The following is a 26,856-nucleotide window of genomic DNA, read 5'->3' on the forward strand; positions in this document are numbered from 1 at the left end:
CTTCTATATAAAGAGGAAATCTACACATTAAAGTCCTTTTTAGGATTAAAAATATAAATTAAAAAGAAAAAAAGAATAGATACCGCAAGAAAATATTGATAGTAATGATTTGCATTCTGTGATTTCACCATGGTTTCAGCACCTGCAGACTTCTTATTTACAGCTTCTGCAATTCTGTCAGGGGCTTCATTGATATTATTTCCGTCAATATAAGTTCCATCAGTAGATTCAGCCATTTTCTTTAAAGCCTCCGTCTGCCTCTTAGAAATTACTGTTCCGCCATTAACATCCGTCTTGTATCCCATCAACTGTCCAAAAACATATTCCGGTACCGGGGCACCTTCATCAGTCCCGATCCCGACGGAAGTAATGCTCACTCCTTCTTTATTCGCTAACCGTATAGCGGCATTATCATTCCCTTCATTATCCTCACCATCACTTAGCAGAACAACTTTTCTGGACCCCTTGCTTACATTTTTAAACTTTTCAACAGCAGCCTGCATTCCCTTCAGAAAATCAGTTCCCTGAATCTGCATGGAGCTTGTTTCAATACCGCTGATATAGGTTTCTGCTGAATTATAATCTGTGGTAAGAGGCATTATCGACATCGCATTTCCGGCAAAAATGACAATCCCGATTTTGTCATTATTCATTTTCTTCATAGTAGCCATCATCAGATTTTTAGCTTCTGTAAGACGGCTTGGATCTATATCTTCTGCATTCATAGAGTTGGATACATCCAGCATAAAAATCACATTGTTCAGTTTCTGAGTGCTTTTCACCTCTTCTGAGCCATTCAGAAGATCAATGATAGAGAATATCAAAAATAATGTTGCCAATAAATACAATGCAGGAAAATACCTTGTAAATCCTGATTTCTTTTCAAATAAATTTTCATGAAACTGACTGGCTGCAAAAATTTCTCTTTTTTTATTTCTCCATTTTAAAAAACGGATCAAAAAGGAAGCTAACAGCGGCAGAAGCAACAGTAAAAATAAATACCAATAATTTCCTAAAGACCAACTCATCAGCTTAAAATTTTATAAAACACCCATCTCAACAATGCATCCAATACCAGCATTCCTAAAGCAATCCAGAGAAATATCTTAAAATATTCTTCATAATTGTAAAGCTTGGAAACTTTCACATCAGATTTTTCCAGCTGGTTAATCTCATCGTATACTTCTTCAAGACTGCTGTTTGAAGTAGCTCTGAAGTACTTTCCTCCTGTAGTCTGTGCAATTTCTCTCAAGGTATTTTCATCAATCGTTACCTCTGTTTCAGTAAAGACAAGATCTCCAAAGATGTCCTGTGATGTTGGCATCAGGGCATAACCATTGGTCCCGATTCCGATTGCATATACCTTTATATTATTATTTTTTGCCAGTTCAGCAGCTACCTGTGGAGGAATCGCATTCTGAATATTGCTTACTCCATCCGTCATCAGGATGACTACTTTACTTTTAGCCTTACTTTTTACCAGGTGATTTACGGCAACAGAAAGACCTTCTCCAATCGCTGTACCTGGTTCAAGACCCGCAGAATTAAGATTTTTAATCTCATCAATAACAACCTGATGATCTGAAGTAACAGGAACTTTTGTAAATGCCTCCGCAGCATACGCTACAACTCCTATCCTGTCATTGGGACGTTTCTGAACAAATTTTACAGCAATATCTTTCAATGCAGTGATACGATCAGGATTTAAATCCTTTGCAAGCATACTTAAAGAAACGTCAATAGATAACATAATATCGACTCCCTTTGTATCATCCCTGTCCTGAGAAATCGTAAATGTTCTCGGCCTTGCCATTGCAATGATCAAAGCGGAAAGTATGATATATTTTGAGATTTTCAATAAAAAAAGCACCCCCTGGATACCACCACTGTGATCCATATTCTTTACTGTAGGCACCTTTATGCCTTTTCTTTTCTTTCTCCCGATATCTTTAATCAAAAGTGGGATAAACAGCAGAAAAAGCAGTAAAAACCACGGACTGTAAAACTCAAAATTAAACATCCTTTCTTAAGTTTTCGAATTCTAGATCTTTGGATGATCTTTTCACAAAATCCCTGATATTGGCAAAATCTCTCTCCATGGTCTCCTGATCAGGGAAAGTTTTGGCAAATTTCACGAGATCTCCTCTCTGGAATACATCTTCCACAATTTTTTCGTTGTCCTGGGAGATTGTGTTATTCTTTTTCATGACATCAATAAGATCATCTGTAAGAAGGACATCTGCCGGAAGATGGTATTGTTTTGTAATGAAGTTTCGGGAAATATCAATCAGTTCCACATAAAACGATCTGAAGTTTCCTCCTTCAATATATTTTTTCTTTTTAAGTGAGTCAAGTTCTTTTAAAGTCTGATTGGTAGCTACTACCGGTGCGCTTTTGGATTTCCTGCCCCATTTTACAAACATGATAATGGCAATAATTATTGCAATACCAGCCAATGCAGCCAGAATATAAAACTTATAAAGCTCCCAGTAATCCTGCGGCTCAAGCTTCACCTCTTTATTTTTCATGATATCATTAATCTGGTCAGCTTTCTGAGCAGTATTAATGACATCTATTTCGTATGGAATCGTTTTAAGGATCTTATCACCCACTTTGAATTCCAGTTCCGGAATGGTAAATTTCCCTTCGTCAAAAACAGCAAATTCTATTTTTCTTTCATAGGTATTGGCAGATTGCCCGATACTGTCTTTGGTTTCTTCAAAATGAAAAGGGAGCAGCTCATTCTTCGGAGCTGAAGTAACCTGCTGCCCATTAAGGTTGTCAATCTTTATAGTAATATGATTGGTTTCTCCCAGGGCAAGGGTTTTCTTTTCTACGTTAGAGGATAATATCTGTGAAAAAGCATTCGCACAGATCAGAAAGGATAATATTAAAAGTATTTTTCTCAATGTTAAAATAATAAAGGCAGCTGCCTCATGTTTTTTAGTTATGGACTGATCCTATTTTATTTTTTCTGAAAGTAATTATACAATAATTTTGAATAATCTGAACCGGTAATGATATTCATAAAACCTGCAGAACTGGTGGCAAAGTCCTCTTCCAAAGCTCTCAGCTTTTGTTTCTGAGCTTCTGCAAAGGTATACCGCCATCTTGCACTGGAAGTATTGGCCCAGATTTCCTTTCCTGTTTCTGCATCGTGCAAAAGAACATATCCTACGTCAGGAATTTCATTATCCTTTTCATCATAAATACGCATTCCCAGCAGTTGATGTTTCTTTGAAGCCACTCTCAGCATTTTGGAATCATAAGCATCTTCAAAGTCTGAAAATAAAAACACCAGAGATTTTCTTTTAAAAATCCCCATCATATATTCCATTGCTTTGTCTATTTTAGATTCTGCCGGAACATAATCTGCAGTGAGAATATTACTGATGATGGAAAGGATATGTTTTCTACCTTTTTGAGGAGGAATTACTTTATATACTTTATCAGCAAATAAAATCAGCCCTACTTTATCATTATTACCTGCCGCTGAAAATCCTAAACTGGCGGCAATTTCTGCCACATATTCTCTTTTCAGCTGAACTTTCGTTCCGTAATCCATGGAAGCAGAAATATCAACGAGAATCATCATCGTCAGCTCTCTTTCTTCTTCCATTACCTTAACAAACGGTTCACGAAAACGTGCGGTTTTATTCCAGTCGATTCTTCTTATCTCATCACCAAACTGATAAGGACGCACTTCAGAAAAAGTCATCCCCTGCCCTTTAAAGGCGCTATGATATTGCCCCATCAAAGCAGCTTCCGTCTTTTTCCTGGTCCGGATTTCAATCTGCTTTACTTTTTTTACAATATCTTTTATCTGCATAGACAAGTTTAAGGTTTAAATTCAAAGTTCAATATTCGGGTTTCGGAATCCGGGTTTGGGTTAATCTTTAAACTCAATGGATACGTTCGACCACTCGTTGTCAAACTTCGTACTGTATTTTTTATAAAAATTGATAGCGGGTTCATTCCAATTCAATACCTGGAACACCATTCCGCTGTAATTATTTAATTTCCCATGTTTCAGCGTCGCATCAAACAGTTTCTTTCCGATCTGCTTTCCTCTCAATCTTTCCGTTACTACAAGATCTTCAAGGTACAGCCTTCTTCCTTTCCATGTTGAATATCTGTCATAATACAATGATATTCCGACTATTTCTCCTTCATACTCTGCTACAAAAGCTCCCCAAACCGGAGAGGTTCCAAAACCATCTTCAGTAAATTCGTCCAGCGTCACTGTCACCTCGTGCAGCGCTTTTTCATATTCTGCCAGTTCTCTGATTAAATCCAGCATAGGAGCACAGTCAGCCACGACTGCTTTTCTGATAATTACTTCACTCATTACGGTGCCTGGATTTTTGCTAAGATTCTGTTGATAATTTCTTCTGTTGAAATTTCTTCGGCTTCAGCTTCGAATGTTAAGCCCATTCTGTGTCTCAATACATCTTTGGCCAATGCCTTTACATCTTCCGGAATTACGAATGCTCTTCCTTTTAAGAATGCATAGGCTCTTGAAGCAATAGCAAGGTTAATAGACGCCCTTGGAGAAGCACCGAAACTGATATAATTTTTAAGTTCTGAAAGACCATAGTTCTCAGGATAACGGGTGGCAAATACCATATCCAGAATATATTTTTCAATTTTTTCATCCAGATAGATCTGGTTGATCAATTCTTTAGCATCTACAATGTCCTGAAGGGAAATAACTGGCTTCACAGTCGGCTGATGTGAAGTAGAAACCATTCTCATCACCTGTCTTTCATCTTCAAAAGCAGGATAATCGATCGTGCACTTCAGCATGAAACGGTCACTCTGCGCTTCAGGCAGCAGATAAGTTCCTTCCTGATCAATCGGGTTTTGGGTTGCCAGCACCAGGAATGGCTTTGGTAGCTTCATGGTTTCATCACCAATAGTTACCTGCTTTTCCTGCATTACTTCCAGAAGTGCAGACTGTACTTTGGCCGGCGCACGGTTGATCTCATCTGCCAGTACAAAGTTCGCAAATACAGGACCTTTTTTTATAGAAAAATCATTGTCTTTGATATTATAAATCATGGTTCCCACTACGTCTGCAGGAAGTAAATCCGGTGTAAACTGAATTCTTGAAAACTCTCCGTGAACAGCATCTGCCAATGTTTTTATCGCTAAGGTTTTAGCCAGCCCAGGCACGCCTTCAAGAAGAACGTGACCGTTTCCTAAAAGCCCAACCAAAAGACGGTCTACCATGTATTCCTGTCCAATAATAACTTTATTGATTTCCTGTCTCAGAAGAGAAAATAAGTAGTTTTTTTCTTTTACTTTTTCCGTCAATTGGCGGATATCTTCAGCTTGATATATCTCTGACATAGCTTGATTTAAAATAAGTGGTAAATTTCTGATAAATACTTGCATTAATCAACATAATAAATGCCATTTTTGAGTTAAAGTTTGTTAAAAATTCCTGTATTGATGCAAGGTAACGAATTGCTGAAGGCTTAAAACTCAATAAGATTATCCGTTTTTTTCATAAAAATATATAAATTTTGCTTTAATCACCCGTTCAAAAATTGTCATTTCCAGTTTATTAAACTATTTTTGGTGATTAAAAATTTTGCAAAATGAATTATCATTTTCAAGCGCACAGACAGGTAAGAAAAAACCTTTTAGATATCCTCCAGAACACATCCCATGAAGATCTGATTCTGATTCCGGATGGCTTCAACAACAATATTTACTGGAATATTGCACATACGGTTGCCACACAGCAGCTGCTGCACTATTACCTGAGTGGAAACCCGTTCCGTATTGATAAATATTGGATTGAAACCTACAAAAAGGGAACTTTGCCCAATTTAAATGTTCAGAAATCAGAAGTGGAAGATCTGGAATTTTTACTTACAGAAACTTCAAAGATTTTAATGAAGGATTATGACAGTGATTTCTTCTCAGATTACACGCCCTACACCACAAGTTTCGGAATGGATCTGAAAAGTATTCAGGATGCCATTATCTTCAACAACATGCATGAAAGCCTTCACTACGGATATGTGATGGCACAGAAAAGAGCAATTTTAGGAGAGAAGTATTAGCTCTTAGTTTAAAGTTTAAAGTTTAAGGTTATGGGAACTATTAATAGATTTGAGGATTTAGAGATATGGAAATTATCCCGACAGCTTTGTCATGAGATTTATGAAATTATTGAATCTACCAACCTTAAAAACAATTTTAAACTTTGTAATCAAATCGATGGATCTTCAGGATCAGTAATGGATAATATTGCTGAAGGATTTGAAAGAAACGGTAACAAAGAATTTATACAATTTCTTTCTATCGCGAAAGCTTCCTGTGGAGAAACCAGATCACAACTGTATCGGGTTTTTGACAGAAGTTTTATTTCGCAGGAAAAATTTGAAACATTAATTGAGCAGACTGAAACGTTAAGTAAAAAGATCAGCTCTTTTATAAAATATTTAAATACAACAGATTTAAAGGGAACAAAGTACAAACTTTAAATTCAAAAACTTTAAACATTAAGCTTTGAACTTTAAACTTTGAACCTTAAACAAAATTTTAACAACTCAATGAAAGACGATTTTATTTTCGGGCTGCGTCCCGTGATTGAAGCAATTGAAGCGGGAAAAACGATTGACAAGATCTTTGTGCAGAATGCACTTCAGGGTCCTATTTATGCTGAATTAAAGGCCATTTTAGCGAAAAATAAAATCCGTCCCAATTATGTTCCGGTTGAAAAACTGAACCGTTTTACCAGAAAAAACCACCAGGGTGTGGTTGCTTTTATTTCGGATGTACCGTTTCATAAAGTGGAGGATATTGTTCCACAGTTATTTGAACAGGGAAAGACGCCTTTTCTTTTAATTCTGGACAGACTTACTGATGTAAGAAACTTCGGTGCGATCTGCAGAACTGCAGAATGCGTAGGAATAGATGCGGTGATCATTCCTGAAAAAGGTGCTGCCCCAATTAATTCTGACGCCATAAAAACTTCAGCAGGAGCTATCTATAATATCAAAATATGTAAGGAGAACAATCTTGCACACACTGTAGATTTCCTTCAACAAAGCGGTATTTCAGTGTATGCGGCCAGTGAAAAAGCTCAGAAATTAATCTATGATGTGAATATGACTGAGCCTTGTGCTATCGTGATGGGAAATGAAGAAACCGGAATTTCCAAAGAAGTGCTGCATCATGCTGATGAAAAAATAAAACTTCCTATTGAAGGCAAAACCCAATCTCTGAATGTTTCTGTGGCTTGTGGAGCGATTTTGTATGAAGCGGTAAGACAGAAAATGGCTGTGATACCCAATCTGTAAATTATGAAAATACAATCACTTTTACCCTTATTTTTTGCTCCGTTTATTTTTAATGCACAGACCAAAAAAATAGCAACAGACAACCGTCTTACAACTGATCTTGACAAGATGGTACAGAAAGAAGCTCTTGCGTATATGCAGGATCCTGCACGTGTAGGACTTTCAATAGGTGTTTTTAAAGATGGTAAAAGTTATTTTTATAATTACGGAACAACAGAAACAGGAAAACAGGAACTTCCGACTTCCAAAAGTCTGTACGAGATTGCATCCATCACCAAAACATTTACCGGAACTCTTCTGGCTCATGCTTTGGTGGATGATAAAATCAAAATGAATGACGACATCCGTAAATATCTGGGCAGAGATTATCCTAATCTTGAATTTGGAAAGCATCCGATAACGATTGGCAACCTTACCAATCATTCTTCAGGACTGCCACAGTTTTTACCGGATCAGTCAGAGACCTTCAAAAAGCCGATGGACTCAGTGGCAATACTGCTGTCCGATTTTTATAAAAACTATTCAAAGGAGAAGTTTTATGAAGATCTTCATCAGGCAAAACTGGATTTTGTTCCGGGCTTAGAGTATAAATATTCCAATACGGGAACACAAATCGCAGGAGATATCCTGGAAAAAGTATACCATAAAAGCTATGCAGATCTCCTTGCAGAGTATATTACAAAGCCTTTGAAAATGAATCATACTATTGTTGGTACGAATTCTGCACAACGATTGACCGGTTACAACGAAAAAGGAAAGGTAATGCCCAGGAATTTCACCACTATTTTTGCTCCGGCCGGGGGAATTATATCTACTACAGAGGATCTGGTGAAATACATGCAGTATCATCTGGATGAGAGTAATAAGTATGTAAAAGCATCCCATACTCCTCTTGTAAAAAGTGAAGGAGATGCCATTGGATTATATTGGAGGTTACATACCTATGAAGACGGAACCCAAACCGTTTATCATACGGGAGGTACATTTGGCTTTTCGAGTGTCCTTCAGATTTATCCGTCAAAAAATATGGGAGTGGTAGTGCTTTCTAACGAGTCGGATGGAGAATCCCAGGGAAAACTGCAGGATATTGCAGATAATTTATTAAGAAACAGTAGTAAAAAATAAAGTTAAAATTAATGAGAAACATTGCAGCGCTTGCGCTTATATCATCAATAGCCCTTGTATCTTGTAAAAAAGAAACAGCAAAAATAACAAAAGTAGATCCTAAAACAGGAAAAACAGTAACTGTAGAAGTTCCTGCTGATTCTGTAGCGAAAGTTTCAGAAAATCCTGCCATCAAAGATTCTGCAGGCGTTATTACACAGACTTTTAAGCTGGAAAAAGGAAAGACCTATCCTCTTACCACATATCAGAGAGATGTAAAGACAATGACAGATCCTCAGGGAAAATCGATCACTGCAACCAGCGAATCTACAGACGAGATGAACTTCGTGGTGGATGATATTAAAGGAAATGTATATGAAATGACTCTTAACCTTGTAGCAAAGAGAAGTTCTCAGTCTGCACAGGGAAAAACTGTAGTAGTGGATACCAAGCTTCCTCTTCCTAAAGAAGATGAACTTAAAATGATCTGGAATGTCAACAAAGCGCTTACCGGAAACAAACTTCAGATGAAGATGGATACCAAAGGGAATGTAATTTCCATTACAGGATTTGATGCTGTTTACACAAAAGTAGGTAACGCAGTAGGGACACTTATTAAAGATGCCAATGAAAAAGCAAGCGTAGTAGCAAGCCTTAAAGAATCATTCAATGAAAAAGTATTGAAAGATCAGTTTCATAAAAACCTGATGATTATTCCTAAAAAAGGAGTGAAAATCGGAGAAAAATGGTCTACTTCTGAAAATGCTGATGCCAGCGGAGCAGTAAAGGTAACTTCCAATTATGTATTGAAAAGTTTAGGAAACGGAGCTGCAGAAATTGCGGTAACCGGAGGTATTCCTAAAAAGACAGAGAAGAAAGCTCAGGGACCTATTACGCACAGCCTGAGCAGTGAACTGGTTCAGAACGGAACCATTAAGTTTGACGAAAGCACTGGATGGATCACCAACCAGAATATCAACGTAAAAACAACTCAGATTGAAACCATTTCGGATGGAAAACAGTCTCAGTCTATGAAAAGCGTTTCCAATTCTTCGGTAATGGTCAACCCATCTGCTAAATAACTTGAATAAACATTCAGGGTTTGAAATATAAACTTTAAACCCTGAACTTTAATTTTTAAATTATGAAGTACATTCTTGAGTTAGTACTCACTGCCATTATTATTTTCTTTGTCTGGAATATTCTGAAAAGAATTTTCTTTAAGACTTTTTACAGCTATCGCTTCAACAATGAAAACCAGAATAAGAGACAGCAGGACATACACAACTCGAACAAGAATAACAAAAAGAACCTTAACTGGGATGCAGAAACTGTAGACTATGAAGAGGTAAAAGAGAGTAATGACAAAAGGTAAAAATTCCAAGAAATAAAAGATAATAACCAGCATGGCAAAAAATAAAAACTTAATTTATATTGCAGTTTCATTAGTAGTATTTATAGTTTTAGCATTTTTATATTCCACTCCTGTATTTTCAGGGAAACAGCTTTTCCAGCATGACATCGTGCAGTACAGAGGAGGTGCAAAAGAACTGCTTGATTATAGAGCCAATACCGGAAATGAAACCTATTGGAGTGACTCCATGTTCGGAGGAATGCCGACTTATCAGATGGGAAGCCAGTTCAAGGGTGATATCATCAAAAAAATTGACAGCAATCTGAATTTCATGCCAAGGCCGGTCAATTATCTCTTCCTGCTGTTTGCAGGTTTTTTCCTTTTGGGAATGGTAGTAGTCAGAAACTGGAAGTACGCTCTTCTGGGCGCTACGTTTTTCGGACTTTCGACTTATTTTTATATTATTATCGCAGCGGGACATAATGGTAAAGTAAATACCATTGAATATTTTGCACCGCTGTTAGCCGGAATTTTACTGGTTTATATCAGGAAACAATACATCTGGGGATTCATCGTCACGACCCTTTTTATGGGGCTTCAAATCGCGGCCAATCACCCGCAGATGACGTATTACCTGTTCCTTGCTCTGGGATTCTTATTCCTTTCTGAACTGATCAGAGCTATTCAGAAAAAAACACCGATGAAGCATTTTCTTATTTCATCAGGAATTATTGCGGCAGCATGTGTTATAGGAGTGGGTATGAATTCACAGAGAATTATGGCCAATTCAGAATATGTAAAAGAAACCGTTCGTGGAAAGCAGATTCTGGATAATGACAGCCATACTTCAGGAAAATCCGGAATGGATAAGGAAAGCATGCTGATGTGGAGCTATGGACGAATGGAAACTTTAAACCTTTTCATCCCGAGATTAATGGGTGGCGGAAGCCAGGAGCCTGAAGGCAAAGAAATCATGAACAGAGTTCAGGAACTGGTTCAGGAAAATGTAGGTTCACAGGCTGAAATGGACAGAATTTCCAAAGGCTTCAGCGGCGTAACTTACTGGGGAGACCAGCCGGGAACATCAGGACCTGCTTATCAGGGAGCGATTGTATGTTTCCTTGCTTTATTAGGATTCTTTTTTGCCTGGAAAAAATACCGTTACTGGATTCTGGGAGCTTCTATCCTGACTATTTTACTGGCGTGGGGAAGTAACTTTATGCCATTGTCTGATTTCTTTATCGACTATGTGCCGTTCTATAATAAATTCAGAGCTCCTTCTTCAATCCTGGTTGTGGTAGAGCTATTATTCCCATTAATTGCCATTCTGGGATTATACAGATTCTTTACAGATGAAAAACTGACTGAAGAATACAAACAGAAAATCCTTCTTTATGTGGGAGGAGGAACTTTAGGCTTTTTATTGATTCTTTTAATCTTTGGAAAGTCTTTATTAGGCTTTGCTACAGAAAACGAAAAGACTTATTTCCCTCCTTTCCTGCTTGACTATCTAGTAGATGAAAGATATAAACTGTTCAGAATAGATGCGATAAAGGCATTCATTTATGTGGCAATTGCTGCTGCTGCACTATTCCTGACTTTAAAGAAAAAGCTTAATCAGAATATTGCGTTGGTTGTCATCGGAGTTGTAAGTTTATTTGATCTCTGGAGCGTAAACAAGCGTTATTTAAATGACGAAAACTACGTAGATAAAATCTTTGCTGAAAATCCTTTCCAGACAGAAAGCTCAGATCTGCTGGCGGAAAAAGTTCAGGGAAATCCTAATCTGGAATCTATTTTATCCAATGTCAACATTAACAAAACATTGGAAACCATTGCTGAAAAAGACAAAACTCACTACAGAATTTACAACCAGACACTGGGTGTAACCAGTGAGACCAATACTTCTTATTTTAAAGCTTCTATCGGTGGTTACCACGCTGTAAAACTAAGAAGGTATGATGATGTATTAAATGAATATATCAATAGCATCGACAGTGTAAAAACGCCTAATGTATTAAACTTACTGAATGCTAAGTACATGGTTTTCGGCGGTCCTGACCAGCCACAGGTTGTTCCTAATCCAAAAGCCAACGGAAATGCATGGTTTGTAAGTGATTTAAAATTTGTAGATAGCCCTAACCAGGAAATTAAATCTATTGGAACAATTGATAACAAAAAAACAGCTGTCATTGCTTCATCTGACAAATCATATTTTGATAATAAACCAGTTCAGGCAGATTCTACAGCATTTATTAATCTTACGAAATACCAGCCAAACGAACTTGAATTTAAATCTCAGTCGAAAACCCCTCAATTGGCAGTATTCTCTGAAGTGTATTATCCTCACGGATGGAAAATGTTTGTAGATGAAAAAGAAGTTCCTTACATCAAGGCAGATTACTTGCTTCGTGCTGTGCATGTTCCTGCAGGAAACCATCATATCAGAATGGTATTTGAACCTGAAGTGATTGAAAAAGGAAAATGGCTTTCTCTTCTTTCATTTGGATTATTTATCCTGTTGGCTGCATTTGGAATTTTCTGGATGAACAAAAACAGGAAAAAAGAAATTGCTGCTGAACAAAGTATTTAATCTGTTAATTGCACAATGAGATTCTTCACTGCGCTTCGCTGCGTTCAGAATGACAGAGAGTATTTAAGTTAAGAAAATGGAACAGAAAAAAATACTGATTATCACCTATTACTGGCCTCCTGCGGGAGGTCCTGGTGTTCAAAGATGGCTGAAGTTTGCGAAATATCTGCCTGAATTCGGCTGGAAACCTATCATCTACACTCCGGAAAATCCAAGCTATCCATTGCTGGATGAAACCTTGATGAAAGATGTTCCTGAAAATATAGAGATCGTAAGAACCAAAATATGGGAGCCTTATCAGCTTGCTGAAAAGCTGAATAAAAGCAACAAAAAATTTAAAGCCGGACAGTTTGATGTCGGAAAAAACCAAAGCTGGAAATCCAAACTTTCAATCTGGGTAAGAGGTAATTTTTTCATTCCAGATGCCAGGGTTTTCTGGGTAAACCCTTCCGTTAAATTTCTGGAAAAATACCTGAAAGAAAATAACATCGGTACGGTTGTAACCTCAGGTCCTCCCCACTCTCTCCATCTGATTGGTTTAGGGCTTAAAAACAAAATGCCTGAGCTTAAATGGATTGCTGATTTCCGTGATCCATGGACAGAAATTTCCTATTACAAACATTTGAAATTGACCAAAAGTTCGGATAAAAAGCACCGCCAGCTGGAAAGTGCCGTATTTAGGAATGCAGATATTACCTTAGCGACAAGTTATACTGATGCAGAAAATTTCAGAAAAGCAGGAGCCAATGCGGTTTGTATTACCAATGGATTTGATGAAAGTGATTCTGGTAAAAAAGCAGAAGGGCAAAATATTGAAAAGGCAAATTTGCAAATCAGACAGGCATTTACTCTAAGTTATATTGGGGTTTTGGAGCAGCTCAGAAATCCGGAAAACCTTTGGAAGGCTCTGGATGAGCTTATCAGAGAACATGCTGAATTTGCGGCTGATTTCAAATTGAAATTCGTAGGAAGAATTGATGATAAAATTCTAAAATCCATCGAAAATTCAAGCCTTAAAAATCATATTCTGAACCTTGGATATCTTGCTCATGGGAAAGCTGTAGAAGAGATGCAACATTCGGATATGCTTCTTATAACCAACTTTCCGAATGAGTCTTCAAGAGGGATTATTCCGGGAAAAATATTTGAATATCTGGCATCAGGAAAACAGATTCTCTCATTCGGTCCGGACAAGGCTGATGTTGCCAAAATCCTGGAAGAAACCCAGGCAGGAAAACATTTTGGGTATCAGGACACAGAAATGGTCAAAAAATTTATTCTGGAAAAATTTGATCTTTGGAAAAACGGCGATCTTCTTGAAAACACTCAGCATATTGATCAGTTCTCAAGAAAAAATCTGACCCGCCAACTGACTGAAATTTTATAATATAAAGAAAGAAGTTAGAAGCTGGAAGTTTACTTACCACTTCTAACTTCTATACGGTCCACTGGTCATTTATAACAGCAACCAGATAATATTTCCCCTGAAATTCTTCAAATACAAAACGTAGTGTTTTCCAATCCATATTACCGGATTTTTCGGTTCCTTTGATGTAATTTTCTGTGAAGTCATCTTTAGGATATATTTCCTTTAAATTATTCAGGGAATTACCACCACCGATGAATTTATTCAATGAATATTGTGATGCTGTAAAATCTTTAGAAAAAACCCATTTCCCAAGATAATCATTGATCGTTGCTTTATAAGGATCTCCGGAACCATCATGCGCTCCCCAGGTAAACAAAGTTTTGGTAGGTTGATATTTTTCAAAATCTGCTTTGGAAAAATGTTTGTCTTCTTTCAGATTAACGAAAGCATACATTGAAAAACGGATTCCTTTTTGCGGGTGAATCAGGGAAGCAAAAGTAACATAGTCTTTAGCTTTAAGCGTTTTCAGAACCTCATCATTAGTCTGTTTCAATACAGCTTCTTTATTGACATTAGTCTGAGTGGTACCGGCACCGTCTGTTTTATTTTGTGCGATGGAATCTATCTCATTCGGAACAGGTTTTCCAGCTTCTTTCTTACAGGCTACAATAAGGCTCATGACAAATACAGCAATCAATAATTTTTTCATATTTAAGGTTTTGCAATTGGTAGAAAACACCAAATCTGATGCCAAGCGGAACATGATATAAAGAGATAAAGACTATGAGAGTTGAGGAGTTTTGGCTTCTCATTTTAAAAATTACATCGTACATTTGTTAGATGGAAATGTTGGATATTCTGATTATCGGGGCCGGACCCATCGGCTTAAACTGCGCTCTTGAGGCTCAAAAAAACAATCTTAGTTATACAATCATAGAAAAAGGAACCATTGTGAATTCTCTTTACAATTATCCTTTGTATATGCGTTTTTTCTCCACTGCTGAAAAGCTGGAGATTGCTGAGATTCCATTTATTTCTACTGCTCCAAAACCTGGAAGGCAGGAAGCTCTGGAATACTATCAGGGAATTGCCAGACAAAAAAAACTGAACATCAACCTGTATGAAAAAGTGATAAATGTCTCGAAAAAGGATAAAATATTTGAGATCAGGACTTCCAAAGCAAACTACCAGGCTAAAAATGTAATTATTGCTACCGGATTTTATGATATTCCAAACCTGATGAATATTCCGGGTGAGAATCTTCCTAAAGTTAAGCATTATTATACCGAACCTTATCCTTACGCAAAACAGAAAATTGTGGTGGTAGGATCCAGTAATTCTGCTGTGGATGCTGCATTGGAAACATACAGAAAAGGAGCTGAAGTAACGATGATCATCCGTCATTCTGAAATTTCAAAAAGTGTAAAATATTGGGTAAAACCAGATATTGAAAACAGAATTGCGGAAGGAAGCATTAAAGCCTATTTCAATGCTGAAATGGTCGAGATTAAAGAAAATACAGTAGTTTTTAAAGATGAAAAAGGAGAAATTCATGAAATCGACAATGATTTTGTACTGGCCATGACAGGTTATCTTCCGGATTTTGAATTTCTTAAAAACTCAGGAATTGAACTCAACGGAGACTGTCTGAATCCATTTTACAATCCTGAAACCATGGAAACCAATATTTCCAACCTCTATCTTGCAGGAGTTGTATGCGGAGGAAAAGATACTCATTTATGGTTCATTGAAAATTCCAGAATTCATGCGAATATGATCATCAATACCATTCTTTCAAGATCTTTATCATAAATGGTTTATAGATATTAAAAAAGGTTCGGGCAATTTCTACGAAATTGCCCGAACCTTTTTGATTTAAAAGTAAAAGCGCTATATTATCTCTTCTTCTACCTTATTTTTATCTTTAAGCATCCAAGGAATAATAAAGTAGAAACCAATGGCAATAACCATGGCCAATACTCCGGTTCCAATCCATAATGTATTAAAACCTAACTTTTCCGCAATCAGTGTTCCTATGTAAGGTGTGACGATAAATGCAATGGAAAAAGACATTCCGTTCAATCCCATATAAGCACCTTTATTGTTATCCCCTGAACGTAATGCTGTAATGGTTGACATAAAAGGAAGTGTCCATATTTCTCCCACACAGAGTAAAGTCATAGACAGGACAAGTGTAATCATACTGTAATCAAAAGCAAGCATGGCATAAGAAAATCCGCAAAGGAATGTTCCTATCAGCATGGTAAAAGCTAATGTAAAATATTTCTCAGCAATCTGTACGAGCCCCATTTCCAGAAGTACAATCAGAAAACCGCTGTATCCCAGGATATATCCGATATTTTGTTGGCTCAGGTGAGCCACATCCTTATAAAATATGGTTAATGTACTGAACAGCTGGAAAAAGCATATCGAAAACAGCATGCAGAAGGCACAGTAAATCAAAAATTTCCCATCTCTGTATGGAGAATTTTCTTTTTTAATAACAATTACGTCTTTTACCTTTTTGGCTTTCTCTCTGGCTAATTTTGCACGATCCTTAAAGAACCAGATATATAGTAAGCCTGCCAGCAAAGCAGCTAAGGCGTTACTGAAAAACAGGAATTCATAAGAAATAGCGGATAAAATACCACCCAGTGCAGGACCAATAGAAAACCCAAGATTAACGGCCATACGATTAAGCGAGAAAGCCCTTGTAATATTTTCAGGTTTTGCATATTTTGTGATGGCCACTGAGTTTGCGGGACGGAATGTTTCACTTACAATACTTTGAGCCAGAATAATTCCTGCCAACCCTGCTTCTGTTGTAAAAAGCGGAATCAGGCAGAATAAAGGAACACTGAGCAGCAAACTCAAACTCTGTACCCTGTACTCACCTATTTTATCTGTGATCATTCCACCCAACCACGATCCGATAACGGAACCTATTCCGAAAAAGCTCAGTACAATTCCTGAATTTTCAATACTGAAATGTAAATGATTGGTCATATAAACTCCCAGAAACGGAAGTACCATAGAACCGGCTCTGTTGATGAGCATTACCAACGCCAGCATCCAGCTTTCCTGCGAGAGTCCTTTGAAAGAACCCGTATATACGCTAATTAATCTCACAATAATATTTGGGGTGTCATTTGAAAATGCAAAATTAGATAAAAATAACTCAAAAGCCTTTATTTAAACCTTTTTTTATAAAACATATTCATAAAACCATTTAAAACAACTATCTCAAATAATTTTTTAATACATAAAACCCAAATGCTTTTATAAAAAACGTAAATTGCAGTAACAACAGGAGTTTTAAACTAAAACTTCTTAAAAACACCATAAAAACTTAATCAATACGTAAGAATGCTTACCTACGAAAATTTACATGACACGTTATCTTTTTACAGTATTGATTGCTGCCAATCCTACTATATTTCTTCCGGAAAACCGATTTTCAAATTTCCGAAGTCTCCTTTCAGAATGGATTACTATGCTCTGTGCATTTGTACCGCAGGTGAAATCAATATTGAGATAGACCGACAGAAATACAGGGTAGACGCTCACAGCTTTTTGATCGCTGCACCTTCTACGATTGTGAAATTTGGAAAAGCAAGTAACGATTTTACAATGAAACTGCTGTTCTTCGACAAAAATTTTCTGATTAAAAATATTTCCAATCCTTTTATCATTGAGAAAATGAATCTTTTTTCCAAAGGTTCATACAGTATTGTAAAAACCACTGCAAAAAATTCTTTATTGCTGCAGAACCTTCTTGATTATCTTGACAAAAAATCCAAAAAACAGGGTAAATTCACTGAAGAAATTATTCGTACCATTATATTCAATCTATTGCTTGAAACTGCTGAGATTATAGAACAGGAAAACGCTGCAAATCCGGAAAGGGAAGAAGGAAAAAAAGATCTTTATCTGAAATTCGGTAAACTGATCCGTGAAAATATTACCAGAGAACGAACGGTTCAGTTTTATGCGGATCAACTTCACGTTTCCAATAAATATCTCATCGAAATCATTAAGAAAGCAAGCGGAAAAACACCTCATGAGGTTATTGATGAAGCGCTGCTGAAAGAAGCTTATGTCATGCTTGGAAATCCGGATGTCACAATCTCAGAAATAGCCTTTGAACTTCAGTTTAATTCAGCTTCAGCTTTCGGCCGCTTTTTCAAAAAGCACACTACACTTTCTCCTTCAGAATATAGAATTAAAGAAAATATCCAGTCATAAGAATTTGGGGATAATAATTCTGAACTTGGGGATATACATCGCTTTCAGAATAGAGGTACCTTTATATTGTTAATTAAAAACAATAAAAGATGAGTACGATCAATTCAAAATTCGATAAAGTTTTAAATGCCTCTGACCAGTTTGGAAATGTAAACCACGAGCCGGATTCAAGCAAAGAAGTTCAGATTAACACTCCTGAAAAAACGATGCCTTTCTCCGATCAGATCGGAAACTATCAACGTAATAAAGGTATTCCTTTACAGTCTTACGAAAACAGTAAAATCTATATTGTAGGAAGCGGAATTGCCGGCATGTCTGCCGCTTACTATTTCATCCGCGATGGCCGTGTACCCGGCAAAAATATTATTTTCCTCGATCAGCTTAACGTTGAAGGCGGATCTCTTGATGGAGCCGGCAACGCAAAAGACGGCTATATTATCCGGGGAGGAAGGGAAATGGATATGACCTATGAAAATTTATGGGACATGTTCCAGGATATTCCTGCTTTGGAGCTGCCTGCACCTTACAGTGTATTGGATGAATACCGCCTTGTTAATGACAACGACCCGAATTATTCCAAAGCAAGACTCATTCACAACCAGGGACAGATCAAAGATTTCAGTAAGTTCGGACTTGAGAAAAAAGATCAGCTGGCAATTGTAAAACTGTTGTTGAAGAAAAAAGAAGAGCTAGACGATCTCACGATTGAAGATTATTTTTCTGAATCTTTCCTCAACAGTAATTTCTGGTTCTTCTGGCGTTCTATGTTTGCCTTCGAAAACTGGCACAGCTTACTGGAACTGAAACTTTATATGCACAGGTTCCTTCATGCCATTGACGGAATGAAAGACTTCTCATGCCTGGTATTCCCGAAATACAACCAATATGACACCTATGTAACTCCACTAAAAAACTTCCTGGTAGAAAAAGGTGTACAGATTCAGTTTAATACCCTTGTAAAAGATCTTGATATTCATATTAACACGGAAGGAAAAACCGTAGAAGGAATTATTACTGAACAAAACGGAGAGGAAGTAAAAATACCAATCAGTAAAGAGGATTACGTTATTGTAACTACCGGCTCTATGACCGAAAGTACTTTCTACGGTGATAACAATACCGTTCCTGAAGTTACAATAGATAACAGCAGCGCAGGACAAAGTGCCGGATGGAAACTCTGGAAAAATCTTGCCGCGAAATCTGAAGTATTCGGGAAACCTGAAAAATTCTGTAGTCATATTGAAAAATCTTCCTGGGAATCTGCAACCTTAACATGCCGTCCTTCTGCTTTTACAGAGAAACTAAAAGAACTGTGTGTAAATGATCCTTATTCAGGAAGAACTGCTACAGGAGGAATTATTACCATTACAGACTCCAATTGGGTGATGAGTTTTACCTGCAACAGACAGCCGCACTTCCCTACTCAGCCGGATGATATCCTTGTAGTTTGGGTGTATGCTTTACTGATGGATAAAGAAGGTAATTATATCAAAAAAACTATGCCTCAATGTACCGGAAACGAGATTCTTGCCGAGTTATGCTACCACCTTGGTATAACAGACCAGCTGGATAATGTTACTGAAAATACCATTGTACGTACAGCATTCATGCCTTATATCACATCTATGTTTATGCCAAGAGCGATGGGAGACCGTCCGAGAGTGGTTCCTGAAGGATGTACCAACTTAGGTCTTGTAGGACAGTTTGTAGAAACCAATAATGATGTTGTATTCACCATGGAAAGCTCTGTAAGAACTGCAAGAATAGCTGTTTACAACCTGCTTAACCTTAATAAACAGGTTCCGGACATCAATCCACTGCAGTATGATATCAGACATTTATTAAAAGCGACTCAGGCTCTGAATGACTATAAACCTTTCTTAGGAGAAGGAATTTTAAGAAAAATATTAAAAGGAACTTACTTTGAACACATTCTGGTAAACCGCCCGGAAGAAAAAGAAGAACACGAATCTTTCTTAACCAGATTTCAGGAATGGGTAAAAGGAGTAAAAGATTGAAAATATTAGCTTACAAAACAATAGTTTTAAAGTAGTACATACTTTATTTTTAACGCAAAGGTTTAGAATTATAATAATGTATTAGAGGGAGCAAAGAAGAGAATCAACAAGTTGATTTGATGAAGCGTATAACTTTGCGAAGCAGATTTATCTGCCTTTGCCCTCTTGAAATAATAATCAGTTTTTATAAATCTTTGCGTTAAAAAAACAAACAACTATTCTAAAACAGATATAAAAATAAATCTCATGGATTTTAAAAACATAACAATAGCAGGAAGCGGCGTATTAGGATATCAGATCGCCTTTCAGACTGCTTATCAAGGTTTCAAAGTTACTGTATATGATATCAATGATGAAGTATTGGAGAAAGCCAAAGGTAAATTCACCACTTTAAGTGAAGCTTATAAAAAAGATGTGGGTGCAACGCAGGCACAACTTGATGCTACATTTAAAAATATCAGTTATTCATCTGATCTTGCTGAAGCAGTAAAAGATGCTGATCTTCTGATAGAAGCAGTTCCCGAAGATCCAACCATTAAAACAGAATTTTACCATAAGCTGGCTCAGGTAGCCCCTGAAAAAACGGTATTTGCAACGAATTCTTCTACCCTTCTGCCGAGTCAGTTTGCTGAAGCTACAGGCAGACCGGAAAAGTTTGTAGCCCTCCATTTTGCCAATGAAATCTGGAAGCACAATACAGGAGAGGTAATGCGGCATCCGGGAACTTCACAGGAAGTATTTGATTCGCTTATCAGATTTGCAAAAGCAATTGGAATGGTAGCACTTCCTATCCAAAAGGAACAACCCGGGTATATTGTCAATTCATTATTGGTTCCGTTGCTTGGCGCTGCAGTCAATCTCTGGGTAGATGAAGTCTCAGATATAGAAACAATCGATAAGACATGGATGGTCGCCACCGGAGCACCAACCGGCCCTTTTGGAATTCTGGATGTTGTAGGAATCACAACCGCTTATAATATCAATAAAATGGAAGCTGAAGAAACTCAGGATCCACTAAAGATAAAAGCCGTTGAAAAATTAAAAGAAGAATTTATTGATAAAGGAAAACTGGGAGTATTGACCGGGGAAGGATTTTATAAATATCCAAATCCCGCCTATCAGGACAAGGATTTCCTGAAATAAAATATCATACTTTAATATTTTAAGCTATTAAATAATAAAAGCAGGACTTGTATGAAGTCCTGCTTTTGTTTTATGGTCTATTCCTGAAAATTATTCAGGTTTATAAGAATCTTTCAAAGTTACCGTACGGTTAAATACCAGGGTTTCATCTGTAGAATCCTGATCTTTTGTAAAATATCCGATTCTCTGGAACTGTAATGGTTCTCCCACCGCAACGTCTTTCAGACTTGGCTCAGCAAATCCTTTTACCGTTGTTACAGACTCAGGGTTGATGAAGTTTAAGAAATCCACATCTTTTTCCGCATCAGGCTGCTCCACTGTAAAAAGTTGGTTGTAGATTCTTACCTCTACCGGAATAGCATGCTTTGCAGATACCCAATGTAAAGTTCCTTTCACTTTTCTTAAGCTTTCTTCTGTTCCGCTTCCTGACTTACTTTTTTCATCATAAGTAGCATAGATTGTAGTAATTTCTCCATTTTCATCCTTTTCTACTCTCTCCGCTTTAATGATATAAGCTGATTTCAAACGAACTTCTCCGCCTAATTTAAGTCTGAAGAATTTATTGTTCGCTTCTTCTTTGAAGTCTTCCCTTTCAATATATAATTCTCTTGAGAACGGAATTTCTCTTGTCCCTGCATTTTCCTGTTCCGGATTATTTTCAGTTTCCAACCATTCTTCTTTGTCTTCCGGATAGTTTTCGATTACTAATTTCACCGGATCTACCACTGCCATCACACGCTTGGCAACCTTATTCAGATCTTCACGCACGCAGAAATCAAGCAACTGAATTTCGATAAGGTTTTCTCTTTTCGCTACTCCTACTTTCTCAATAAAATTTCTGATAGAAGTCGGTGTAAATCCTTTTCTTCTCATCCCTGAAATAGTAGGCATCCTTGGATCATCCCATCCGGTTACTACCCCCTCAGCTACTAATCTTTGAAGCTTTCTTTTGGAAGTAATCATGTAGGAAACATTCATCCTTGCAAATTCTCTCTGCTTGTTTTTAACCTTTCCTTCTTCATAAACCTGATCTAAATACCAGTTATAAAGCGGTCTGTGGTTTTCAAATTCCAAAGAACAAAGTGAATGCGAAACCTGTTCTATATAATCGGATTCACCATGGGCCCAGTCATACATCGGATAAATTTTCCATGCTGTACCTGTTCTGTGGTGAGGTTTATTCAAAATTCTGTACATCACAGGGTCACGCATATTCATGTTAGGCGAAACCATATCGATCTTTGCACGAAGAGACATTGAACCACTTTCAAATTCTCCGTTTTTCATTCTTTCGAATAAATCTAATGATTCTTCAACAGGACGGTTTCTGTATGGAGATTCAATTCCCGGTTCTGTAGGATTTTTTCTCTGCTCCGTAATCACTTCAGACGGCTGCTCATCTACGTAAGCTTTTCCTTCTTTAATTAACTGAACTGCCCAATCGTAAAGCTGCTGGAAGTAATCAGATGCGTACAAAACTTTATCCCATTTGAAACCCAGCCATTCAACGTCTTTCATAATAGAATCTACGAATTCCTGCTCTTCTTTTTCAGGGTTCGTATCGTCGAAACGAAGGTTAACGGGAGCATTGTATTTTTCGCCCAGTCCAAAGTTGATGCAGATCGCTTTTGTATGACCTACATGCAGATAACCATTGGGTTCAGGCGGAAAACGGAAACGGATCTGATCTCTTTTCAGACCGTTTGCCAGATCATCTTCAATAATTTGCTCAATAAAATTGAGTGATTTTTTTTCTTCTTCCATTAAAGTAGCTTTTGTTTTTAGCAAAAAAGTTTTACAAAGTTACGGAAAAATAAGCTTTTGTAAAAGTCATAGTTTAAAACCCTTAATGGTTAGAATTCAATATTTTTCACTAATTTAGGAAATCTAAAACCGTTATAACCAATAACCATCATGGCTGTTTATATCTTAAGCAACCGGAAAATTGTCCGGCATAAAGGCGAAAAAGTGGACTCTTTTTCCAATGATGAATACTCGATTCCGAATTTCAGGATCGCAAAATGTGATTTTGACAATTATCAGGAACCCTCTCTACAGGCTAAAAAGAAAAAGGACTATACCAACAGAAATATTTTAAATTACAAGCTTTTTTCTGAACCTGAAAAGCAAGGGTATGAAGAAGTACTGGAAGTTCTGCTGAGCGAAAAAGGAATTAAAGAATCCACTCTTACAGCCAATAATCTTGGCGGAACCCAAAGGATGTTTTATGAATTGTACAAAAATATGTCTTCCACTAAAGACAGGAGTGACGTCCTGATATTCATCCATGGCTATTTATATGATTTTGATGATGAATTAAAGGCTATTCTGGATCTAAAAAAAATATTCATTGATAATCCGGCATCTCCTGTAGAACATATTTTATTCGTAAGCTGGCCGGCTTCCAGCAGTATTATTCCGTTAAGCTATTTTGATGATAAAGCATCAAGTATCAATTCCGGAACATCCCTGATGAGATTGTTTTATTTCTACACTCAGTTTTTAAAAGATATTTTTTCCAACCGGGATCTTGCACCTTGTAATCAAAGAATACATTTTATGGCCCACTCTATGGGAAACAGAGTTCTTCAAAGTATGTTATACAGCCTTAAAAGAGAAAATATTCTTCGTGTTATAGACCAAGTTCTCCTTTTAAATGCTGATGTGAGCTATAAAGTATTTGAAGATGCCGAGGATTCATTTAATAAGCTTCCGTTATTGGCCAACAGGATTTCCATTTGTTTAAACAGACAGGATATTATTCTCGGAGCTTCTCAGTTTACGAAAAATATCCTCACCCCAAGGCTTGGTAAAAATGGTCCGAGCGACATTGATCAGTATAAAGATATTGTATCTGTTATCGATTGTACGTTTGTAAAAGATGATCTGCTAAACAGCTTTAAGTATGAAGTAGGAAATCACTGGGGATACCTTTCCAGCTCTCAGGTTCAAAATGATATCTTCCAGAATTTATATGGAATCGACAGAAATCTTATTACCAACAGATCTAAAGAAAGTGAAAACATTTTCACAATTATTTCTTAATAAATAATTAAAATAGTCCCTGAAAAATGAATTATACGTTAAAAATTAACTAAAAAACAGCAGTATGGCACAATGATTGCTAATTCATTTATTAGGGAATTACAATTTTTAATTATGGGACAGATTAAAAAAAGGTTTTCTAATATATTAAACTATATCAAGAAAGCTATTTTCGTGAAAGATGTGATTTAATTGTGTAACAACCTCTAAATCAACAAAATATTCGATCCATTACTGCCAGGTCCTCCTACAGACCGGATTAAAAAAATTCAAACATTCTGAACAGGAAGGGATTGCAGATTAAAAAACTGATACTAACCAAATCCATATTCGATAAACTATAATAGGGTTTAATATTTATTATCATAAAATGAGATAAACCAAAACCGCAAAACGAGAAAACCTTCTCCTCTTGTATGTCACAGTTGACATTCCTTTACTATGTGCTGTGATCATAAGCGCAGGACTATTGTAGGCAAACTACATGTCCAGATTCGCCTCCACCATTATGCTAAGTAACTTTTAACAGTTATATTTTGAACCATAGCAACTCATTTTTAAGTTCTAAAACAGATTCAAAATTATTAACAAATAAAGCTCCAGTGCCTAAACCTTGAGGCATTGGATTTTTTTTGGTAAAAGTATACTGGGCAATAGCATTCAATCCAATATTGCTTTCCAAAGCTGATGTAATCCACCAACCGATATTCTGATTCTCAGCAAGGAAAATCCATTCATCCGAACCGGAAAATCCTCCAACCAATGCAGGTTTTAAAATAATATATTGTGGCTTAATTTTTTCTAAAAGCTGTTTCTTTTTTTCAGGGTCAATGATTCCGATCAGTTCTTCATCTAATGCGATCGGAATAGGAGTTTTTGCACATAACTCAGCCATATCATCCCAGTTACCGGCTTTGATAGGTTGTTCAATAGAATGAATATGTAGATCAGCAAGCTGTTGCAAAACAACTATCGCTTCGTCTTTACTGAAACCTCCATTGGCATCAACACGCAGTTCCAACTGATCTTTGGAAAATTTCTCTCTTAATTTCTGAAGGATAATGTGTTCAGATTTCCAATCAACCCCGATTTTTAATTTGATGCAATGAAATCCTTTTTTCAGCTTATCCTGAATCTGTTCTTCCATATACGCTGCATCTCCCATCCATATCAAACCGTTGATGGTAATGGCAGATTTTCCTTCGGTAAATTCACTGGGAAAATAAAGATTTCCTCCATTTCTAAGATTCAGAACAGCCTGTTCATAACCAAACCAGATGGATGGAAATTCTATCAGTTCTTCTTTCAGAAAAGCTGCATCCAGATTGATATTTTCGCACAGCCATTTGAGTTTTTCTTCATAATCAGGTCTGTCATCAAAGCTTAACCCTCTGAAAACAGCACATTCACCTATTCCTTTTCTACCCTCTTCAGAAACAGTCAGGATAAAGGTCTCCTTATCAAGCAAAACGCCTCGAGATGTTCCACTCGGGCGTTTAAATTGTAATAAATATTTCAGATATGTTGCTTCCATTATTTTACGCTGTCAATTCGCATAAATTCTTCTGCCTTTTCTACCATCTCTACACTTCCACAGAAGAATGGGATTCTCTGGTGAAGTTCAGTAGGTTCTACTTCAAGAATTCTTCGGAATCCGTCAGTTGCTTTTCCTCCTGCCTGTTCAGCAAGAAACGCCATTGGATTACATTCGTATAAAAGTCTTAATTTACCGTTTGGAGCCTGTGAGTAAGAAGGGTAAATATAAATTCCGCCTTTCAGCATATTTCTATGAAAATCAGCTACCAATGAACCGATATATCTTGAAGTATAAGGACGGTCACCTTCTTCCATCTGACAATATTTTAGGTAATTCTTTACTCCCTGAGGAAACTTGATGTAGTTTCCTTCATTAATGGAATAAATTTTACCTGTTTTGGGGAAAGTCATGTTTGGATGAGAAAGATAATAAGTTCCTAAAGATGGATCCAGTGTAAATCCGTTTACTCCGTTTCCTGTTGTATAAACGATCATTGTGGATGAACCGTAAATAACATATCCCGCTGCAATCTGGTTAACTCCTTTCTGTAAAAAGTCCTCCAGTTGTACAGGTGTTCCCGGCTCTGTAACTCTTCTGTAGATGGAGAAAATAGTTCCTACAGAAACATTAACATCAATATTGGAAGATCCGTCCAAGGGATCAATTAGCACCACATATTTGCTTAAATGTCCGTTTTCACCACATTTGATATCAATAAAGTCATCATTTTCCTCAGATGCAATCCCACAAACCACCTCTCTCTGAGACAAAGACGTAATAAAAATTTCGTTGGCGATCACATCAAGCTTCTGCTGTTCTTCTCCCTGAATATTCTGGTTTCCTGCAGCTCCTGTTATATCTACAATTCCGGCTTTATTTACTTCTCTGTTTACCACTTTCGAAGCCAATCTTATTGCACTTAGAAGACGAGAGAATTCACCTGTAGAATACTGAAAATCGTCCTGCTTATCTATAAGAAATTCTCCTAAAGTCTGTAATGGTTGATTTGACATATTTTTCTTTTTACGTTTTGCCCAAATTTCGGAAAATTTATCGCATTAAGAAAATTTAATTAAAAAAGAGATTAACCATTGTATTTCAAAAAGATACAAGCCAAACACAACATAATACC

The 26,856-nt window shown here is 36.9% G+C and carries 24 protein-coding genes; 13 read left to right on the top strand and 11 right to left on the bottom strand.

Annotated elements, in window-relative coordinates:
• Window positions 1-20 precede the first annotated feature (20 nt).
• Genes EL165_RS09640 through EL165_RS09665 form a run of 6 tightly spaced genes read right to left on the bottom strand, consistent with a single transcriptional unit; the run spans window position 21 to window position 5,352 of the window.
• Window positions 21-1,028, bottom strand: coding sequence for a vWA domain-containing protein (locus EL165_RS09640; protein WP_002977564.1), 1,008 nt, complete (start codon window positions 1,026-1,028; stop codon window positions 21-23).
• Window positions 1,028-2,020 (bottom strand): VWA domain-containing protein, encoded by a 993-nt coding sequence (locus tag EL165_RS09645; protein ID WP_002977563.1) that lies wholly within the window; start codon window positions 2,018-2,020, stop codon window positions 1,028-1,030. Before EL165_RS09645 ends, EL165_RS09640 begins: the two co-directional genes overlap by 1 nt.
• On the bottom strand, window positions 2,013-2,909 hold the full coding sequence (locus EL165_RS09650) for a BatD family protein (protein ID WP_002977562.1): 897 nt from the start codon (window positions 2,907-2,909) through the stop codon (window positions 2,013-2,015). The genes EL165_RS09645 and EL165_RS09650 overlap by 8 nt, the downstream gene beginning before the upstream one ends.
• Before the next feature lie 56 nt (window positions 2,910-2,965).
• Window positions 2,966-3,829, bottom strand: coding sequence for a DUF58 domain-containing protein (locus EL165_RS09655; RefSeq protein ID WP_002977561.1), 864 nt, complete (start codon window positions 3,827-3,829; stop codon window positions 2,966-2,968).
• 60 nt (window positions 3,830-3,889) lie between these two features.
• A complete protein-coding gene (locus tag EL165_RS09660) occupies window positions 3,890-4,348 on the bottom strand; it encodes a GNAT family N-acetyltransferase (RefSeq protein WP_002977560.1) in 459 nt (152 codons plus the stop codon).
• The gene (locus EL165_RS09665; RefSeq protein WP_041461642.1) at window positions 4,348-5,352 is read right to left on the bottom strand and encodes an AAA family ATPase; all 1,005 of its coding nucleotides are present in this window, start codon (window positions 5,350-5,352) and stop codon (window positions 4,348-4,350) included. Before EL165_RS09665 ends, EL165_RS09660 begins: the two co-directional genes overlap by 1 nt.
• A 251-nt stretch (window positions 5,353-5,603) precedes the next feature.
• On the opposite strand from EL165_RS09665, the gene EL165_RS09670 reads away from it, so the two are divergent.
• From EL165_RS09670 to EL165_RS09705, 8 genes are all read left to right on the top strand, one after another.
• Window positions 5,604-6,074, top strand: a complete 471-nt coding sequence (locus EL165_RS09670; RefSeq protein ID WP_002977558.1) for a DinB family protein — start codon at window positions 5,604-5,606, stop codon at window positions 6,072-6,074.
• 30 nt (window positions 6,075-6,104) lie between these two features.
• The gene (locus EL165_RS09675; protein ID WP_002977557.1) at window positions 6,105-6,497 is read left to right on the top strand and encodes a four helix bundle protein; all 393 of its coding nucleotides are present in this window, start codon (window positions 6,105-6,107) and stop codon (window positions 6,495-6,497) included.
• A 69-nt stretch (window positions 6,498-6,566) separates the two neighbouring features.
• A complete protein-coding gene (rlmB, locus tag EL165_RS09680; RefSeq protein ID WP_002977556.1) occupies window positions 6,567-7,316 on the top strand; it encodes a 23S rRNA (guanosine(2251)-2'-O)-methyltransferase RlmB in 750 nt (249 codons plus the stop codon).
• 3 nt (window positions 7,317-7,319) lie between these two features.
• The gene (locus tag EL165_RS09685; RefSeq protein ID WP_002977555.1) at window positions 7,320-8,441 is read left to right on the top strand and encodes a serine hydrolase domain-containing protein; all 1,122 of its coding nucleotides are present in this window, start codon (window positions 7,320-7,322) and stop codon (window positions 8,439-8,441) included.
• Between the two features lie 11 nt (window positions 8,442-8,452).
• Window positions 8,453-9,502: a DUF6263 family protein gene (locus EL165_RS09690; RefSeq protein WP_002977554.1), complete on the top strand. Its 1,050-nt coding sequence runs from the start codon at window positions 8,453-8,455 to the stop codon at window positions 9,500-9,502.
• 62 nt (window positions 9,503-9,564) lie between these two features.
• A complete protein-coding gene (locus EL165_RS09695; RefSeq protein ID WP_002977553.1) occupies window positions 9,565-9,795 on the top strand; it encodes a hypothetical protein in 231 nt (76 codons plus the stop codon).
• A gap of 31 nt (window positions 9,796-9,826) precedes the next feature.
• Window positions 9,827-12,367 carry a YfhO family protein gene (locus EL165_RS09700; protein ID WP_002977552.1) on the top strand — a complete coding sequence of 847 codons (2,541 nt, stop codon included), beginning with the start codon at window positions 9,827-9,829 and terminating at the stop codon, window positions 12,365-12,367.
• Window positions 12,368-12,443: 76 nt separating this feature from the next.
• Window positions 12,444-13,754 carry a glycosyltransferase family protein gene (locus EL165_RS09705; RefSeq protein WP_002977551.1) on the top strand — a complete coding sequence of 437 codons (1,311 nt, stop codon included), beginning with the start codon at window positions 12,444-12,446 and terminating at the stop codon, window positions 13,752-13,754.
• Between the two features lie 49 nt (window positions 13,755-13,803).
• Here EL165_RS09705 and EL165_RS09710 read toward each other — a convergent pair whose 3' ends face one another.
• Window positions 13,804-14,445: a hypothetical protein gene (locus EL165_RS09710; RefSeq protein ID WP_002977550.1), complete on the bottom strand. Its 642-nt coding sequence runs from the start codon at window positions 14,443-14,445 to the stop codon at window positions 13,804-13,806.
• Window positions 14,446-14,576: 131 nt separating this feature from the next.
• Here EL165_RS09710 and EL165_RS09715 point away from each other — a divergent pair, with 131 nt between their 5' ends.
• Window positions 14,577-15,548 carry a YpdA family putative bacillithiol disulfide reductase gene (locus EL165_RS09715; protein ID WP_002977549.1) on the top strand — a complete coding sequence of 324 codons (972 nt, stop codon included), beginning with the start codon at window positions 14,577-14,579 and terminating at the stop codon, window positions 15,546-15,548.
• A 78-nt stretch (window positions 15,549-15,626) separates the two neighbouring features.
• On the opposite strand, the gene EL165_RS09720 is transcribed toward EL165_RS09715, so the two are convergent.
• Window positions 15,627-16,808: an MFS transporter gene (locus EL165_RS09720; RefSeq protein WP_002977548.1), complete on the bottom strand. Its 1,182-nt coding sequence runs from the start codon at window positions 16,806-16,808 to the stop codon at window positions 15,627-15,629.
• Between the two features lie 294 nt (window positions 16,809-17,102).
• Here EL165_RS09720 and EL165_RS09725 point away from each other — a divergent pair, with 294 nt between their 5' ends.
• The 3 genes from EL165_RS09725 (at window position 17,103) to EL165_RS09735 (ending at window position 21,142) form a co-directional block, all read left to right on the top strand.
• Window positions 17,103-17,981, top strand: coding sequence for a helix-turn-helix domain-containing protein (locus EL165_RS09725; protein WP_002977547.1), 879 nt, complete (start codon window positions 17,103-17,105; stop codon window positions 17,979-17,981).
• 89 nt (window positions 17,982-18,070) lie between these two features.
• Window positions 18,071-19,999: an oleate hydratase gene (locus EL165_RS09730; RefSeq protein ID WP_002977546.1), complete on the top strand. Its 1,929-nt coding sequence runs from the start codon at window positions 18,071-18,073 to the stop codon at window positions 19,997-19,999.
• Window positions 20,000-20,245: 246 nt separating this feature from the next.
• Window positions 20,246-21,142, top strand: a complete 897-nt coding sequence (locus EL165_RS09735; RefSeq protein WP_002977544.1) for a 3-hydroxyacyl-CoA dehydrogenase — start codon at window positions 20,246-20,248, stop codon at window positions 21,140-21,142.
• A gap of 90 nt (window positions 21,143-21,232) precedes the next feature.
• Here EL165_RS09735 and EL165_RS09740 read toward each other — a convergent pair whose 3' ends face one another.
• The gene (locus tag EL165_RS09740) at window positions 21,233-22,906 is read right to left on the bottom strand and encodes a glutamine--tRNA ligase/YqeY domain fusion protein (protein WP_002977542.1); all 1,674 of its coding nucleotides are present in this window, start codon (window positions 22,904-22,906) and stop codon (window positions 21,233-21,235) included.
• 150 nt (window positions 22,907-23,056) lie between these two features.
• Between EL165_RS09740 and EL165_RS09745 the strand changes: the two genes are divergently transcribed.
• On the top strand, window positions 23,057-24,187 hold the full coding sequence (locus EL165_RS09745) for an alpha/beta hydrolase (protein WP_002977540.1): 1,131 nt from the start codon (window positions 23,057-23,059) through the stop codon (window positions 24,185-24,187).
• A gap of 529 nt (window positions 24,188-24,716) precedes the next feature.
• On the opposite strand, the gene EL165_RS09750 is transcribed toward EL165_RS09745, so the two are convergent.
• The gene (locus EL165_RS09750; protein WP_002977536.1) at window positions 24,717-25,721 is read right to left on the bottom strand and encodes an o-succinylbenzoate synthase; all 1,005 of its coding nucleotides are present in this window, start codon (window positions 25,719-25,721) and stop codon (window positions 24,717-24,719) included.
• Complete coding sequence (fbp, locus tag EL165_RS09755; RefSeq protein ID WP_002977533.1) at window positions 25,721-26,737, bottom strand: class 1 fructose-bisphosphatase; 1,017 nt, start codon at window positions 26,735-26,737, stop codon at window positions 25,721-25,723. The genes EL165_RS09750 and fbp overlap by 1 nt, the downstream gene beginning before the upstream one ends.
• Window positions 26,738-26,856 lie beyond the last annotated feature (119 nt).

Origin of the sequence: Chryseobacterium gleum (genome assembly GCF_900636535.1) — a bacterium.
Lineage (GTDB): Bacteria > Bacteroidota > Bacteroidia > Flavobacteriales > Weeksellaceae > Chryseobacterium > Chryseobacterium gleum.

Bases quoted from the DNA above. Each gene is read 5' to 3' on its own strand.
- EL165_RS09730 (WP_002977546.1), top strand. From the start codon at position 18,071: ATGAGTACGATCAATTCAAAATTCGATAAAGTTTTAAATGCCTCTGAC.
- EL165_RS09700 (WP_002977552.1), top strand. From the start codon at position 9,827: ATGGCAAAAAATAAAAACTTAATTTATATTGCAGTTTCATTAGTAGTA.
- EL165_RS09720 (WP_002977548.1), bottom strand. From the start codon at position 16,808: ATGCTGGCGTTGGTAATGCTCATCAACAGAGCCGGTTCTATGGTACTT.
- EL165_RS09640 (WP_002977564.1), bottom strand. From the start codon at position 1,028: ATGAGTTGGTCTTTAGGAAATTATTGGTATTTATTTTTACTGTTGCTT.
- EL165_RS09685 (WP_002977555.1), top strand. From the start codon at position 7,320: ATGAAAATACAATCACTTTTACCCTTATTTTTTGCTCCGTTTATTTTT.
- EL165_RS09665 (WP_041461642.1), bottom strand. From the start codon at position 5,352: ATGTCAGAGATATATCAAGCTGAAGATATCCGCCAATTGACGGAAAAA.
- EL165_RS09655 (WP_002977561.1), bottom strand. From the start codon at position 3,829: ATGCAGATAAAAGATATTGTAAAAAAAGTAAAGCAGATTGAAATCCGG.
- EL165_RS09735 (WP_002977544.1), top strand. From the start codon at position 20,246: ATGGATTTTAAAAACATAACAATAGCAGGAAGCGGCGTATTAGGATAT.
- rlmB (WP_002977556.1), top strand. From the start codon at position 6,567: ATGAAAGACGATTTTATTTTCGGGCTGCGTCCCGTGATTGAAGCAATT.
- EL165_RS09670 (WP_002977558.1), top strand. From the start codon at position 5,604: ATGAATTATCATTTTCAAGCGCACAGACAGGTAAGAAAAAACCTTTTA.
- EL165_RS09695 (WP_002977553.1), top strand. From the start codon at position 9,565: ATGAAGTACATTCTTGAGTTAGTACTCACTGCCATTATTATTTTCTTT.
- EL165_RS09725 (WP_002977547.1), top strand. From the start codon at position 17,103: ATGCTTACCTACGAAAATTTACATGACACGTTATCTTTTTACAGTATT.
- EL165_RS09710 (WP_002977550.1), bottom strand. From the start codon at position 14,445: ATGAAAAAATTATTGATTGCTGTATTTGTCATGAGCCTTATTGTAGCC.
- fbp (WP_002977533.1), bottom strand. From the start codon at position 26,737: ATGTCAAATCAACCATTACAGACTTTAGGAGAATTTCTTATAGATAAG.
- EL165_RS09740 (WP_002977542.1), bottom strand. From the start codon at position 22,906: ATGGAAGAAGAAAAAAAATCACTCAATTTTATTGAGCAAATTATTGAA.
- EL165_RS09675 (WP_002977557.1), top strand. From the start codon at position 6,105: ATGGGAACTATTAATAGATTTGAGGATTTAGAGATATGGAAATTATCC.
- EL165_RS09645 (WP_002977563.1), bottom strand. From the start codon at position 2,020: ATGTTTAATTTTGAGTTTTACAGTCCGTGGTTTTTACTGCTTTTTCTG.
- EL165_RS09750 (WP_002977536.1), bottom strand. From the start codon at position 25,721: ATGGAAGCAACATATCTGAAATATTTATTACAATTTAAACGCCCGAGT.
- EL165_RS09745 (WP_002977540.1), top strand. From the start codon at position 23,057: ATGGCTGTTTATATCTTAAGCAACCGGAAAATTGTCCGGCATAAAGGC.
- EL165_RS09690 (WP_002977554.1), top strand. From the start codon at position 8,453: ATGAGAAACATTGCAGCGCTTGCGCTTATATCATCAATAGCCCTTGTA.
- EL165_RS09705 (WP_002977551.1), top strand. From the start codon at position 12,444: ATGGAACAGAAAAAAATACTGATTATCACCTATTACTGGCCTCCTGCG.
- EL165_RS09715 (WP_002977549.1), top strand. From the start codon at position 14,577: ATGGAAATGTTGGATATTCTGATTATCGGGGCCGGACCCATCGGCTTA.
- EL165_RS09660 (WP_002977560.1), bottom strand. From the start codon at position 4,348: ATGAGTGAAGTAATTATCAGAAAAGCAGTCGTGGCTGACTGTGCTCCT.